Annotated in this window: 12 protein-coding genes; 3 read left to right on the top strand and 9 right to left on the bottom strand. The window is 64.4% G+C overall.

Features of this window, described 5'->3' with window-relative positions:
* The coding region (gene gcvPB, locus EN742_RS07965; protein ID WP_128332632.1) for an aminomethyl-transferring glycine dehydrogenase subunit GcvPB at positions 1-1,430 on the top strand (1,430 nt) is incomplete at its 5' end.
* A 13-nt stretch (positions 1,431-1,443) separates the two neighbouring features.
* On the opposite strand, the gene EN742_RS07960 is transcribed toward gcvPB, so the two are convergent.
* The 9 genes from EN742_RS07960 to cpaB form a co-directional block, all read right to left on the bottom strand.
* The gene (locus EN742_RS07960; protein WP_126054276.1) at positions 1,444-2,616 is read right to left on the bottom strand and encodes a diguanylate cyclase; all 1,173 of its coding nucleotides are present in this window, start codon (positions 2,614-2,616) and stop codon (positions 1,444-1,446) included.
* 401 nt (positions 2,617-3,017) lie between these two features.
* Positions 3,018-3,494 (bottom strand): tetratricopeptide repeat protein, encoded by a 477-nt coding sequence (locus tag EN742_RS07955; protein ID WP_126054275.1) that lies wholly within the window; start codon positions 3,492-3,494, stop codon positions 3,018-3,020.
* A 136-nt stretch (positions 3,495-3,630) separates the two neighbouring features.
* Positions 3,631-4,599: a type II secretion system F family protein gene (locus tag EN742_RS07950; protein WP_126054274.1), complete on the bottom strand. Its 969-nt coding sequence runs from the start codon at positions 4,597-4,599 to the stop codon at positions 3,631-3,633.
* A gap of 1 nt (position 4,600) precedes the next feature.
* Positions 4,601-5,566, bottom strand: coding sequence for a type II secretion system F family protein (locus EN742_RS07945; RefSeq protein ID WP_127422172.1), 966 nt, complete (start codon positions 5,564-5,566; stop codon positions 4,601-4,603).
* Positions 5,567-5,569: 3 nt separating this feature from the next.
* The gene (locus EN742_RS07940; protein ID WP_126054272.1) at positions 5,570-6,991 is read right to left on the bottom strand and encodes a CpaF family protein; all 1,422 of its coding nucleotides are present in this window, start codon (positions 6,989-6,991) and stop codon (positions 5,570-5,572) included.
* Complete coding sequence (locus tag EN742_RS07935; protein ID WP_126054271.1) at positions 6,988-8,202, bottom strand: response regulator; 1,215 nt, start codon at positions 8,200-8,202, stop codon at positions 6,988-6,990. The genes EN742_RS07940 and EN742_RS07935 overlap by 4 nt, the downstream gene beginning before the upstream one ends.
* A gap of 28 nt (positions 8,203-8,230) precedes the next feature.
* Entirely contained in the window at positions 8,231-8,506 is a 276-nt protein-coding gene (locus EN742_RS07930; protein WP_128332631.1) for a hypothetical protein, read from the bottom strand.
* Between the two features lie 4 nt (positions 8,507-8,510).
* Complete coding sequence (locus EN742_RS07925; protein WP_245455664.1) at positions 8,511-9,866, bottom strand: type II and III secretion system protein family protein; 1,356 nt, start codon at positions 9,864-9,866, stop codon at positions 8,511-8,513.
* A gap of 114 nt (positions 9,867-9,980) precedes the next feature.
* Positions 9,981-10,892, bottom strand: a complete 912-nt coding sequence (gene cpaB, locus EN742_RS07920; protein ID WP_126054268.1) for a Flp pilus assembly protein CpaB — start codon at positions 10,890-10,892, stop codon at positions 9,981-9,983.
* Positions 10,893-11,145: 253 nt separating this feature from the next.
* On the opposite strand from cpaB, the gene parE reads away from it, so the two are divergent.
* Entirely contained in the window at positions 11,146-13,203 is a 2,058-nt protein-coding gene (gene parE, locus EN742_RS07915; RefSeq protein ID WP_126054267.1) for a DNA topoisomerase IV subunit B, read from the top strand.
* A 43-nt stretch (positions 13,204-13,246) separates the two neighbouring features.
* Positions 13,247-14,238: FUSC family protein (locus EN742_RS07910; RefSeq protein WP_148670050.1), on the top strand; the 992-nt coding region annotated here is incomplete at its 3' end.

Genomic DNA, 14,238 nt, shown 5'->3' with positions numbered 1-14,238 from the left:
CCGAGACGGACATGATGCGCTTCCTGCGCCGGCTGGCCGACAAGGACCTGGCGCTCGACCGCGCCATGATCCCGCTGGGATCCTGCACCATGAAGCTCAACGCCGCCGCCGAGATGATGCCGGTGAGCTGGCCGAGCGTCGCCAACCTGCATCCCTTCGCGCCGGCCAGCCATTCGGCCGGCTATCGCGCCATGGCCGGCGAGCTGGAAGGCTGGCTGTCGGAAATCACCGGCTTCGATGCGGTCAGCCTGCAGCCCAATGCCGGCAGCCAGGGCGAATATGCCGGCCTGCTCGCCATCCGCGCCTACCACCGCTCGCGCGGCGAGGGTCATCGCACCGTCTGCCTGATCCCGTCCTCCGCGCATGGCACCAATCCCGCGAGCGCAGCGATGGCGGGAATGAGTGTCGTCGTCGTGCGCTGTTCCGAGGACGGCAATATCGACATGGACGACATGAGGGCCAAGGCCAACGAGCATTCCAAGAATCTCGCGGCGCTGATGTTCACCTACCCCTCGACGCATGGCGTCTACGAGGAAGGCGCGCGCCACCTCTGCGCGCTCATCCATGAGCATGGCGGCCAGGTCTATTTCGACGGCGCCAACCTCAACGCCCTGGTCGGCCTCGCCCGACCAGGCGACATCGGCGCCGACGTCTGCCACATGAACCTGCACAAGACCTTCTGCATTCCGCATGGCGGCGGCGGTCCGGGTGTCGGCCCGATCGGCGTCAAGGCGCATCTGAAGCCCTATCTGCCGGGCCATGTCACGGAAGGGTCGGCGCATGCCGTGTCGGCAGCGCCGATCGGCAGCGCTTCCATCCTGCCGATCACCTGGATGTACATCCGCATGATGGGCGCCTCTGGCCTCAAGCAGGCCACGGAGACGGCCATCATCTCGGCCAACTATGTGGCGACACGGCTCGCGCCGCATTTCCCGCTCCTCTACAAGGGCAGGCACGATCGCATCGCGCATGAATGCATCCTCGACACGCGCGTGCTCAAGGAGAGCGCCGGCATCAGCGTCGACGATATTGCCAAGCGGCTGATCGACTATGGCTTCCATGCGCCGACCATGTCGTTCCCGGTCGCCGGCACGCTGATGGTCGAGCCGACCGAGTCCGAGCCCAAGCGCGAGCTCGACCGTTTCTGCGAGGCGATGATTGCCATCGCCGGCGAGGCGGCCAAGGTGGCGAAGGGCGAGTGGCCGCTCAACGATAACCCGCTTGTCAACGCGCCGCACACCGCGGCGGAAGCGCTGGCCGGCAGCTGGACGCATCCCTATTCGCGTCTGGAAGCGGCCTATCCCGCAGGCGATGCCGACACGTCGGCCAAATATTGGCCGCCGGTGTCGCGCATCGACAATGTCGCCGGCGATCGCAACCTCGTCTGCTCCTGCCCGCCGCTGTCGGAATATCTGGGCGCTGCCGAGTAGCGCTCGGGAGCGATCAAGCGGAACGCAAGGCCGGCCCGTCGGCCTTGCTCACCTTGTCCAGGACAAGAACGCAGTTCCGTCCGGCATGCTTGGCCGCGTAGAGTGCCTTGTCCGCCTCGGCCAGCACATCGTCGAGGCTGCTGCCTTCGGCCTTGCCGAAGCCGATGCCGCCGCTGACAGTGCTGCGCAGCGGGCCGCGCGGGGTTGGCACCACCTCGGCGCCGAAGGCGACGCCGATCTTGCTGGCAAGATCGAAGGCCTTGTCTTCGGTCATGCGCGACATGACCAGCGCGAATTCCTCGCCGCCAAGGCGGAAGGCGTCGACGCCGCTCCTGCCGTACTTCCTGATGATCGCGGCGAAGCGGCACAGAACCTTGTCGCCGACCGGATGGCCGAACAGGTCGTTCGTCCTCTTGAAATGGTCTAGGTCGAACATCACCACCGCCATGAACGGTCCGAAGGCGCGCTCGCCATAGAGCGAGTTCAGCGCCCGCCGGTTCATCAGCCCGGTCAGTGGATCGGTCAGGGTCTCGGCCTTCAATTCGATCTGCGCCTGCAAGTGGTGCAGCGAAAGCGTCAGCGCGCCGAGACCGGTCATGCAGGCGACCGCAACGACGGAATTCAGCCGTTCGGCCCAATTGTTGGGTGCCAAGCCAAGCACCCACTGTCCACGGATCGCCAGCACTAAGCCACACAGTGCGAAGGACACCGCACAGGTGCCGCTGAGGAATGAGACGACCAGCAGGATCCGGCGATCATGACCGCCGCCCTTGATCCAAAACATCACACCGATCACGACGAGCAACGCCGTGACAGTCGCATAGGTGAGGATGAAGCCGATACCGTCAAAACCGAAATAGGTGACGGCGGCGCAAACGGTCATTGCTAGCAGGGTCGGCACAATCACGCGCTTGTAGCCGGGCACGCTGAGATACTGCATGGACGACAGGCAGATCACCAAAAAACCCAGGTTGAGCAGCGCAAGGGTAGCCTGGCACAGCAAAGGGCCGGGCTCCTTTGTGTACTGCCAGAACAGCACGACATGCGCGACAAGCACGAGCATGCCGCACGCCACCGTCAGCACGAAGTGCGCCCGCGGCGCGGTGAACCAGATCGCAAACAGCGTGATGCTGAGGCACGAGCCCGACAGCGCCGCCGCGAGCAGGAGCGAACTAAAATCCAACATTCTTGAGCGCAGCCTCTTGGGAGACGTCGGTTGCATCCCCATTCTAGGTTAACGACGGCCCGCCGACACCGTTTTCAGCTAACCTTTCGACGCAACCTTCGGACAAGGTTTACAAAGCGTCCACTACTATGAAGGGCACGCGCGAAGACTAGAGACGTTCTGGTTTATATTGAAACAGTTCTGTCGACGATCGCGACGCGACCCGTGCGAAAGAGGCCGCATGCCCGATGTTGTGCATCGCGCATGCGGCTGACAAAGCGGCGTCCGCCAGCAGGAAGCCGCATCCGTCGAATTGTCTTTTGCAAATCGACAAACAGGAAATAGTGCCGGTTGAAATTGTCTCGTCTCGCAGCGACTAAGTCGATTCGGGCGGAACGATTCAGTCTAGGCGCGAAAGCCCTCTAGCTCTTGTTCAGCAGCGCGAGGTTGGCGTCGACCACGGTCGGATCGGCCATGTGGGCCTTGGCCTCGAGCAGCAAAACCCTTGCCTTCGTCCTGTTGCCGCGCAGCAGTTGCGAATATCCCATGTTGTTGACGATCTGCGGCTTGCGGCCGGCGACCTTCAAGAGCTGGTCATAGGCGCGGTCGGCGAAGTCGAAACGGCCGAGCTCGTCATAGGAAGCGGCCAGCCCCATCCAGGCTTCGGCATTGTCGGCCTTGAGCTCGACGGCCTTGCGGAAATGCTTTTCGGCAAGGCCGTAATTCGCCTCGCGGAACTGCGCCTTGCCCTCCGCCAGGTCGGAAGCGCTGACATCCTTGGACGCTGGCTGGATCGCGGTGGTCTTGGTCGTGTCGACGCTGTTACTGCTGGTCGTGCAACCAGTGATCATCAAGACGGCTGCCAATGCGGCCATTGCCGCGGGATGTCTGTGACGCATGCCCCTGCCCCATCGCCCGATTTGCCGGGTCGTTCTTCAGGGAGCACTGTACACAGCAGCGATTAAGCTTCGGTGCTGAAATGCCCCTAAATTTCGGTTGCGCGCAAAGGATGCGTTAACCAGCGTTGCCGTGGGTTCAGTGCGCGGTCGTCATCTTTACGATGATCGGGATGATGGCGATCATCAGCACCACCGGCAGGATGCATACCGTCACCGGCACCGACATCTTGGCTGGCAGGGCATGCGCCTTCTCCTCGGCCAGCGACATGCGCTTGTGCCGCATCTCGTCGGAAAAGACGCGCAACGCCCCCGACAGGCTGGTGCCCAGTTCCTTGGACTGCTGCAGCAGCGTCGCGAAGGAGCGCACCTCATCGAGGCTGAGACGATCGGCGAGCGCCTTGAGCGCATCGTCGAGGCTGCGCCCGGCCCTGAGCTCCAGCGATACCAGCTGCAGGTTCATGCTGAGCGAAGGATAGGTCTTGGCGAGCTCCTTGGAGACGCGCTCGATGCCGGCCTCCATGCTCATGCCGGCGTCGGAGCAGACGATCATCAGGTCCATGAAGTCGGGAAAGCCGTTGCGGTATTCGCGCATCTTCTCCCGCACCTTCTGGGTCAGCACCAGACCGGGCAGGAAATAGCCGGCAGCGCCCGAAAGGATGACGAAGGTCCAGCGGCTGGTCATGGTCGAATCCGCGCTCGCCATCCAGTGGTTGAGCAGCAGGGCGCCAAGAGCCAGGCCGACGAAGGCGGCAAAGCGGATCAGGAAGAAGGTGCCGACAGCACGCGGTTCCATGTAGCCGGCCTGGATGAGCTTCATGCGCAGCCGCGCGACATTCTCGGGGTCGCTCTTGGCGTAGAATTCCTGCGCCCGCTTCACCGCCTTCTCGCGCACCGCGTTGGAATTCTTCCGCGGCGCAGGCTCAGTCTGCTCGACGGCCTTGCTGCTCTCCTCCACCTTCAGCCGGCGCTTGACCTCGTTGCGGTCGCCCTTGGCAACGACCAGCGGCCAGGCCACCGCGCTGCCACCCAGCATCAGCAGCAGCACCGCAACCGGCAACAGCGAGGTCGGCGCGAGCGAAGCGAGGAATTCGATCACAGCCTGCATGTCAGAACCTGAAGTTCGACATCTTGAACATGATGGCATTGCCCAGCATCAGCCAGGTGACCGAGCCGCCAAGCAAGTACCAGGTCTTCGGCTCGCCCCAGACGCTTTTGTAGAATTGCGGCATCATCACCATGATGGCCGCGAACAGCAGCGCCGGCACGGCCGTCAGGATATAGGCCGACATGCGGCCCTCGGTCGAAATCGCGCGCACCTTGCGACGCAGCTTGCCGCGTTCGCGGATCGTCGACGACAGCCCGTCGAGGATCTCGCGCAGATTGCCGCCCGAACTGTTCTGGATCGACACGGCGGTGACGAACAACGGCAGGTCTTCATGGCCGACCCGGTCGAACAGCGAATTCAGCGCCGAAACCAGGTCCGAGCCGTAGGTCACCTCATCGGCGATGACGCCGAACTCAGTGCCGATCGGGTCCGGCATCTCGCGCGCCACCATGGAGATGGCGACCGGCACCGGATGGCCGGCCTTCAGGCCGCGCGTGATCAGTTCCAGCGCCTCCGGCAACTGCATGCCGAACCGCTTCAGCCGGCGGCCGCGCTGGAAGCGCAGCGACATGACGGGCAGCACCGGCAAGAGGACGACAAACAATAGAAGGCCGAGCAGCAACGGCAGTCCGTACCAGATGGCGACCAGCGCCGCCACCAGCGCCGCGCCCGAAGTGATCGCCAGGAATTTGGACAGGGGCATCGTCATGCCGGACTGAGTGCGCAAGGCGTGGAACCGGTCGAGCGAGAACACCGAGCTGCCGGCCTCCAGGCCGCGTTCCTTGCGCAGCTGGATCAACACCTGTTCCTGGCTGATCTTGTTCTCCTGCAGCTTCATGCGCCGGTTGATTGCGGTGCGTTTGTCGCTGCGGCCGGCATAAAGCAGGTAGCACGCCTCTGCGATCATGATGCCGGTGAGCGCTGCCGCGGCATAGACGACGTAGATCGCGCTGAAGCCTCCGAACACCGGTTACTCCTGTGGACGGCCGGGTTCGAAATACTTGCCCGGGAATTCGATGCCCATGGCGCGCAGGTCCTCGAGGAAGCGCGGGCGGATTCCGGTCGCCTCGTAGTGACCGAGGATCTTGCCGTCCGCCTCCATGCCGGTGCGCACGAAGCGGAATATCTCCTGCATCTGGATGACGTCGCCTTCCATGCCGGTCACCTCGGCGACGCTGGTCACCTTGCGCTTGCCGTCGGACAGACGGGTCAGTTGCACGATGATGTCGATGGCGCTGGCGATCTGGCTGCGGATCGACTGCACCGTCATCGGCATGCCGGTCATGCCGAGCATCTGCTCCAAGCGCGAGATGGCGTCGCGCGGCGTGTTGGCGTGGATGGTCGCCATCGAGCCTTCATGGCCGGTGTTCATCGCCTGCAGCATGTCAAAGGCTTCCTCGCCGCGGCACTCGCCGAGGATGACGCGGTCGGGGCGCATGCGCAGCGCGTTCTTGACCAGGTCGCGCTGCTTCAGTTCGCCGTGGCCCTCGATATTGGCGGGCCGTGTCTCCATGCGCGCGACATGCGGCTGCTGTAATTGCAGCTCGGCGGCGTCCTCGATGGTGATCAGTCGCTCGTCCTCGGGAATGAAGGCCGACAGCGCGTTCAGCATCGTCGTCTTGCCGGTGCCGGTGCCGCCAGAGATGATGGTGGTCTTGCGGGCATGCACGGCCGCCGCCAGCACCTCGGCCATGTTCTGGGTGATGGCGCCGAATTCGACCAGCTTGTGCAGGCCGAGCTTGTTCTTGGAGAATTTGCGGATCGACACCAGCGGCCCGTCGACGCCAACCGGCCGGATGGCGGCGTTGAAACGCGAGCCGTCCAGCATGCGCGCGTCGACCATCGGCGCCGACTCATCGACGCGACGGCCGACCGCGGCGACGATTTTGTTTATGATTCGAAGCAGATGCGCCTCGTCCTTGAACGGGATATGCACCTGCTGCAGCTTGCCGCGCCTTTCGACGAAGCAATTCTGGTGGCCGTTGATCAGGATGTCGTTGATCTCGGGGTCTTTGAGCAGCGGCTCCAGTGGGCCGAGACCGACCATCTCGTCGACGATGTCGTCGACCAGCGCGTCGAGCTCGGCGGTGTTGATCGCCATTCGCTCATGGCGGGTCTTTTCCGAGACGAATTCATGCACCTGCCGGCGCATCTCGTCCTTCGGCAGCCGTTCCAGCGCCACGAGGTTGATTTCCTCGAGCAGCATGCGGTGGATACGCACCCGCGCGTCGAGCACCTTGTTGGCGCTCTTGGCGGGGGCTGCCTCGACCTTCGGCGCGACAAGCTTGCGCGTCGTCGGGATGACCACGGTGTGCTGCGTCACCGGCGCCGCCTCGGCTGGGCGCTGCGGACGCAGGTCGCGGTTCTGGAGCGTTGAAAAGCGGCTGGTCATCCGGCCTTCCTCTTCAGCAGGCCCTTGCCGAGGCCGAACAGCGACTTCGACTTGGCCGTCGTCGTCACCGCTTCCTCGGGCAGGATGATCTTCTTCAGGTCATTGACGACATTGGCGTTCGGGTCGATGTCGTGCAGCGGCACGCCACGGTCTACGGCCTCGCGCACCAGCCGGTAATTGTTCGAGATGCCACCGACGAAATGCTCGCCGAGGATGTCCTGGACATCGGCCTGCTTGATGCCGTTGTCGAACATCTTCTGCTCGAAGCGGTTGACGATCACGTTCGGCTTCACCTCCCTGCCGGCGGTCTCGTAGATCGCCTGGATGAGGCGTTGCGTGTGGCGCAGGCACGGCACCGTCATCTCGGCCACGATATAGAGCTTGTTGGAGCCGAGCAGCACCGTCTCGGTCCATGGGAACCAGGTGCGCGGCATGTCGATGACGACATTGTCGAAATAGGCCGAGACGAGGTCGAGCATGCGCACCACGACGTCGGTCTTGAAGGAGCGCATCTCCGACGGGCGCGTCGGCGCCGCCAGCACGCAGAGCCCGCTCGCATGCTTGGACAGCATCACGTCCAGCAGCTGCCGGTCGAGACGCTCCGGCTGGTTCTCGATCTCGGTAATGTCGAAGCGCGGCTCGAGATCGAGATATTCGGCGCAGGCGCCCTGCTGGAAATTGAGGTCGACGACGCAGGTCGAGGCGCCGCGCGTCACCGAATGATGCAGTTGGAAGGCGGTCTGCAGCGCCAGCGTCGTGGTGCCGACGCCGCCGGCGGCGGGCATGAAGGTATAGATCTGCGACTCGGTGTTTTCCTCCCGCCCGGGCCCCTGCAGCGCCCGCACGACGGAACGCACCAGGTCGGCGGTGGTGATCGGCTTGACCAGAAAGTCGGCGACCTTGAGCTGGACCAGGATGCGCACCGCCGCTGCGTTGAATTCCTGCGTGACCACGACCACCGGGACCCGGCCTTCCAGCCGGCGCATGATGCGCTGCAGCGATTCGATCTCTTCCAGCTTCGCCGCGTCCATGTCGACGATGAGCGCGCCGAAATCCGTCTCCTGGACTTCGCCGCGCAACTCGTTGACGCTCTTGTCGACCGTCAAAAGCTCGATGACGTCCGAAGCAGCGAAGGCCGTGCGGGTGTCCTGCAGGAACGTCCTGTCGGTGGATACGAGCAGTATCTTCTTGCTCTTGATGCCGCTTGCCATGTCGTCAGCCCGCCTGGTCAGTGCCAAATCAGTTGGTTGTCGCGCTCGTCGTCTCAGCCGTCTTGGCACCCGCCGCCTCGCCGGCCGCGGCGGCCGTCGACGTGCCGGTGCGCTGCGCCGGCAGCAGCAGCCTGGTGTTCTGGACGCCGTATTTCCACGGATCGACCATCTGCATGACCGTATTGGCCGCCTGCGCGTTGCCGGCGGCGGGCGTCACGCCCTCGGTGCGCACATAGTCGTCGCTGGTGCAGCCGCAGAGACCGGAGAGCAGCAGGGCAACCATCAAGCCTGGAACCGGACGCATGACTTCAATCCTTCGGCAGGTCGAGGAAATGCCCTGCCGTCGGCGCGGCGGGCTGCGTGACGCGGCCGTCGGCCATCGCCAGGGCGCGGTTCGGGTCGGAAGCCTTCACTTCCTCGGTATTGTTGAGGAAGTAGTCCGAATTGCTGGCCGGCTGCGTGCCGTCGGTCGGCTCGACCATCTTCTTCGACGGATCGACAGGCTTGACCAGATAGGGCGTGACGATGATCACCAGGTCGGTCTCGCGCCGCTGATAGGCCTTGGACGAGAACAGCGAGCCCAGCACCGGCAGCTTGCCGAGACCCGGAAGGCGCGAGGTGGTGATGTCGTTCTGCGACTGCAGCAGGCCGGCGATCATGAAGCTCTGGCCGTTCTTCAAGTCGACCGAGGTCTTGGCCCGGCGCACGATGAAGCCGGGCACCGAGATCTCGCCGATATTGTAGGAGGCGGACGCATCGATCGACGACACTTCCGGCGCGATGTCGAGGCTGACCAGCCCGTCCTTCAGCACGGTCGGGGTGAAATCCAGGCTGACGCCGTATTTCTTGTAGCTGACGCTGATCTTGCCGTTTTCCTCGGAGACCGGGATCGGGAACTCGCCGCCGGCGAGGAAGCTCGCCGTCTGGCCCGAACGGGCGATCAGGTTCGGCTCGGCCAGCCGCCGGGCAAGGCCGCGCTCCTCCAGCGCCTTGATGGCGATGTCGATCGAAACGCCGTTCGACAACAGCCGGCCGATGACCTCGCCAGTTCCGGCCGCCGGAATATCGCCCGGTTCGATCGCCACGTTGCGGCCGCCAAGGCCATAGGCGAAATTGGCGCTGTACTTGGCGCCGAGATCCATCCCGGCCTGGCGATTGATCTCGACGAAGCGGACGTTGAGCTGGACCTGCTGCGAGGACGAGATGTTGACGGAGTTGATGACTTCCTCGTTGCCGGAAAAACGGGTGGCGATCTTGTTCGCCTTTTCGGCCGCGACCGCATCGTCCGCTTCGCCCGACAGCACCACGCGGCCATTGGCCGAGCCGACGTTGATCTTGGCATCCGGCACGCTGGCGCGAATGGTGTTCGCCAGTTGCTCGGTGTCGAGCGTCACCTCGATGTCGATCGTGCCGACCAGTTGCTTGTTCTCATTGAACAGCGCGATGCCGGTGGTGCCGAGATTGTTGCCCAGCACATAGAAGGACTTGTCGGTCAGCGGATTGACGTTGGCGATCTCCGGATCGCCGATGACGATCTGGTAGAAGGCCGCGCTCGTCATGATCGTCCGCGGCTTTCCCTTGGCCACCTTGATCGATGCGTTCTTGGTCGCCGAGACATAGACGATGTCATTGCCGGCCCGCGCCTGCCCGCTGAGGACAAGCATGCCGACCCCGGCCAGTGAAACCGCCACGGCAAACACGCCCGCGAGGCGCCGCCCCCGCTTCACGCTATGTATGTTCAGCCCAAACATTGTCCTGTCCCCGCCGGTCCCCACCGGCTATTGCTGCTGCTGGTCCGGCGATGGCACCTTGTATTCCTCGGCCTTCGTGCCGCGCGTCACGATGATTGTCTTGAACTGCGGCTTCTCCGGCTCCTTCGCCACCGCCTCGAACAGCGCGCCGGCAGCCGCCCCCGCGTTTGCCGCCACCGAGCCGCCGAAGGATGAGATCGTGGTGAGGCCGTCCTTGCCGGCGCTGCTGTCGCTGGCGGAGCGGAGCGACAGTGACAGCGTGCCGACGGTGCGGGCCAGCGCCACCTGCTTCGCGCCCTCGGTCGTCACCTCGAGGGTTACCGAATTGGCAACCTGCGGCTCGGTCTGGCGCTCGTCGGCGCCCTGGCCGACGGACAGGACCTTGGCATCGGCCACCACGATTTCAGAGGTGATCGTCGAGCCGGATGCGCCCTGCGCGTTCTTGGCGACTTCCTGGATATCGCCGGCATCACGCGTCAGCACGACATCGACGCGGTCGCCCGGCGTGACGAAGCCGCCAACGCCGGCGATCTCATCGGTGCGGATGGTCACCGCCCGCATTCCGGGCGACAGCATGTTGGAAAGTGTCGCGCGGCCGTTCGGCCCCGACAGCTTGGTGAGCAGCACCGGTTCGTTGATCTCGATCGGTGACAGCACCACGCGACTGCCTTGCTTCAGCAGTTCGTCGACCGAGGTGAACGCGCCCTGCGGCAGAGAATCCTGCGGCCACGGGATTTCATTGAGCTGCGCCTTGTCGAGCTGCATGCCGTAGCGCAGCGGCGCATTGGCCACGACAATGGTCTTGAACTCGACCTTCGGTTCGGCAGGCATCGCGATCGAAGCCGTTTTCTCTTCGGAATCGGCTTTCGCCTGGCTCTTGACCCAGAAATCCGCGGCAAAGATCGAGATCGCGCCGAAGACGGCGGCGATGCCGATCATTGTTATGGCCTTGCCCCTCACGCGAAACCCCTGACGCCCGTGGTCTTTTATTCGTTGGGGCTCACGCTAGGGGTTATTGTTAAAGAATCAGGTATCCGAACCCGTTGGATTCGACCTATTTCCGCCAGCTTGGTTATCGAAAGGTTTTGGAGTAAGAGGAGCCGAATTCCCCGAACGGAACAGGAACCTCGTTCGCCCGTCAAAAGCGTGGCAGTATCGAAGAGTGATTCGCAGTACCGGACTAATGGCCAGCATGGACGACAGCAACGACCTTTTCGGCAACCTGGAAAAGCAGCCGCAACCGGTTCGCGCCACCACGCGCCCGGCCGATCCGCTGGTGCAGGCGGCGGCCAAGCGCCCGGCCGCCTCGCGCGACGGCAGCGAAGGCTACAGCGCGGCCGACATCGAGGTGCTGGAGGGCCTTGAGCCGGTGCGGCGTCGGCCCGGCATGTATATCGGCGGCACCGACGACAAGGCGATGCACCATCTCTTCGCCGAGGTCATCGACAATTCGATGGACGAGGCGGTCGCCGGCCATGCCACCTTCATCGATGTCGAGCTGTCGGCCGACGGCTTCCTGACCGTCACCGACAACGGACGAGGCATCCCGGTCGATCCGCATCCGAAATTCAAGAAGCCGGCACTCGAAGTCATCATGACGACGCTGCATTCGGGCGGCAAATTCGACAGCAAGGTCTATGAGACCTCCGGCGGCCTGCACGGCGTGGGCGTCTCCGTCGTCAACGCGCTGTCCGACCATCTCGAGGTCGAAGTCGCGCGGGGTCGTCAGCTCTACCGCCAGCGCTTCTCGCGCGGTATCCCGGTGAGCGGTCTTGAGCATCTTGGTGAGGTCCATAACCGCCGCGGCACCAGGACCCGCTTCCACCCCGACGAGCAGATCTTCGGCAAGGGCGCCGCGTTCGAACCGGCGCGCCTCTACCGCATGACCCGCTCGAAAGCCTATCTGTTCGGCGGCGTCGAAATACGCTGGACCTGCGATCCGTCGCTGATCAAGGAGAAGGACCAGACGCCGGCCAAGGCCGAGTTCCATTTCCCGGGCGGCCTGAAGGACTATCTCAAGGCCACGCTCGGCGACGAATTCCAGGTCACGCGCGAGGTCTTCGCGGGAAAAAGCGACAAGCAGGGCGGCCACGGATCGCTGGAATGGGCGGTGACCTGGTTCGGCGGCGACGGCTTCCTCAATTCCTACTGCAACACCATCCCGACCGCCGAAGGCGGCACGCATGAGGCCGGCTTCCGCAACGTGCTGACGCGCGGGCTGCGTGCCTATGCCGATCTCATCGGCAACAAGCGCGCCTCGGTCATCACCTCGGAAGACGTCATGATCTCGGCCGCCGGCATGCTCTCGGTGTTCATCCGCGAGCCGGAATTCGTCGGCCAGACCAAGGACAGGCTGGCGACGATCGAGGCGATGCGCATCGTCGAAAACGCCATCCGCGATCCGTTTGACCACTGGCTGGCCGACAATCCGCAGGAGGGCTCCAAGCTTCTCGACTGGGTGATTGCGCGCGCCGACGAGCGCGTGCGCCGGCGCCAGGAAAAGGAAGTGTCGCGCAAGAGCGCGGTGCGCAAGCTGCGCCTGCCGGGCAAGCTCGCGGACTGCACGCAGAACGCCGCCGCCGGTGCCGAACTGTTCATCGTCGAAGGCGATTCCGCCGGCGGCTCGGCGAAGCAGGCGCGCGACCGCGCCAGCCAGGCGGTGCTGCCGCTGCGCGGCAAGATCCTCAACGTCGCCAGCGCCGGCAACGACAAGCTCGCCGCCAACCAGCAGATCTCCGACCTTGTCCAGGCGCTCGGCTGCGGCACGCGCTCGAAATACCGCGACGAGGACCTGCGCTACGACCGCGTCATCATCATGACAGACGCCGATGTCGACGGCGCCCACATCGCCTCGCTGCTGATCACCTTCTTCTATCAGGAGATGCCGAACCTTGTGCGTGGCGGCCATCTCTACATGGCGGTGCCGCCGCTCTATTCGATCCGGCAGGGCGGCAAGATCGCTTATGCTCGAGACGACGCGCACAAGGACGAGCTGCTGCGCACCGAGTTCACAGGCCGCGCCAAGGTCGAGATCGGCCGCTTCAAGGGCTTGGGCGAGATGATGGCCTCTCAGCTCAAGGAGACCACCATGGATCCCAGGAAGCGCACGCTGCTCAGGGTCGACGTGATCGACGCCGAAGCGGCGACCAAGGACGCGGTCGACGCGCTGATGGGCACCAAGCCGGAGGCGCGCTTCCGCTTCATCCAGGAGCGCGCCGAATTCGCCGAGGCGGACGTGCTGGATATCTGACCGCCGACCGGTCCATATCAGGCTCCGGTGCGGAGACGAGCATGTGACCTTGGCGCGGCTGAAGGATGTTATCGAGGCAAGGTTCGGCGGACTGACACAGCCGACGCGTTCGGATTGGATCTTCGCCCTGCGCACGGTGTCGGCTGGGCTGGTCGCGCTTCTTTCCGCCTATGCCCTCAGGCTCGATCATCCGCAATGGGCGATGATGACGGTTTTCATCGTTGCCCAGCCGGTCGCCGGCATGGTGCTGGCCAAGGGCTTCTACCGGCTGATCGGAACATTGGCCGGCGGCCTGGCCGCGATCGGCATCACCTCGCTGTTCGGCGCCAACCCTTGGCTACTGGTCGCCGCGCTCGCGATCTGGATCGGGATCTGCACGCTGGTCTCGTCGCTGCTGCGCAATCCGGAAGCCTATGGCGCCGCGCTTGCCGGCTACACCGCGATGATCATCGGCCTGCCCGCGTTCGGTCAGCCGCACCTTGTCGTCGATCTCGCCGTCGCGCGCTGCGCCGAGATCGTGCTCGGCATCGTCTGCGCCGGCCTGACCAGCCGGCTGATCCTGCCTAAGCTGGCGGCAGACGCCATCATATCCAGGCTGAAGCGCAGCATCCTTGATCTTGCCACCTACGCCGGCGGCGCCTTCTCGGGCGGTGACGCCCCAACGCTTGCCGGTCTCCAGCGCAAGCTGATCACCGACGCCCAGACGCTGGCCGAGATGCGCACCTATGCAAGGCTCGAGGCGCCAAGCTTCGCCACCCGCGCCCATCCGGTCCGTCGCACGATCGGCCAGCTTCTGTGGGCGCTCTCGGCGGCACGTGCATTGCATAGCCATGCCGCGCCGAAGAACGCGGCTCTCATCCCGGTTCGCAGCGAGTTGAAGGCTTTCGTCGGCGAACTGGCGGCGACACCCGGCGCGCTCGACGACACCGGTCCCTGGGTGGCGCGGCTTGACGCGATCGCCAGCAAGGCGCGAGAGGCCCCGCCGGTGCCCGCCGGGCCCGACGAGGACAAGGTTGGCACCCTCACCCGCCTTGC

This window comes from Mesorhizobium sp. M4A.F.Ca.ET.020.02.1.1 (genome assembly GCF_004022645.1).
Classification (GTDB): Bacteria; Pseudomonadota; Alphaproteobacteria; order Rhizobiales; family Rhizobiaceae; genus Mesorhizobium.
The sequence above is the reverse complement of the archived record's forward strand: the minus strand, read 5'-3'. Positions and strand labels throughout refer to the sequence as shown.

Bases quoted from the DNA above. Each gene is read 5' to 3' on its own strand.
- EN742_RS07925 (WP_245455664.1), bottom strand. From the start codon at position 9,866: ATGCTTGTCCTCAGCGGGCAGGCGCGGGCCGGCAATGACATCGTCTAT.
- EN742_RS07940 (WP_126054272.1), bottom strand. From the start codon at position 6,991: ATGACCAGCCGCTTTTCAACGCTCCAGAACCGCGACCTGCGTCCGCAG.
- EN742_RS07950 (WP_126054274.1), bottom strand. From the start codon at position 4,599: ATGCAGGCTGTGATCGAATTCCTCGCTTCGCTCGCGCCGACCTCGCTG.
- cpaB (WP_126054268.1), bottom strand. From the start codon at position 10,892: ATGATCGGCATCGCCGCCGTCTTCGGCGCGATCTCGATCTTTGCCGCG.
- EN742_RS07955 (WP_126054275.1), bottom strand. From the start codon at position 3,494: ATGCGTCACAGACATCCCGCGGCAATGGCCGCATTGGCAGCCGTCTTG.
- parE (WP_126054267.1), top strand. From the start codon at position 11,146: ATGGACGACAGCAACGACCTTTTCGGCAACCTGGAAAAGCAGCCGCAA.
- EN742_RS07935 (WP_126054271.1), bottom strand. From the start codon at position 8,202: ATGGCAAGCGGCATCAAGAGCAAGAAGATACTGCTCGTATCCACCGAC.
- EN742_RS07960 (WP_126054276.1), bottom strand. From the start codon at position 2,616: ATGTTGGATTTTAGTTCGCTCCTGCTCGCGGCGGCGCTGTCGGGCTCG.
- EN742_RS07930 (WP_128332631.1), bottom strand. From the start codon at position 8,506: ATGCGTCCGGTTCCAGGCTTGATGGTTGCCCTGCTGCTCTCCGGTCTC.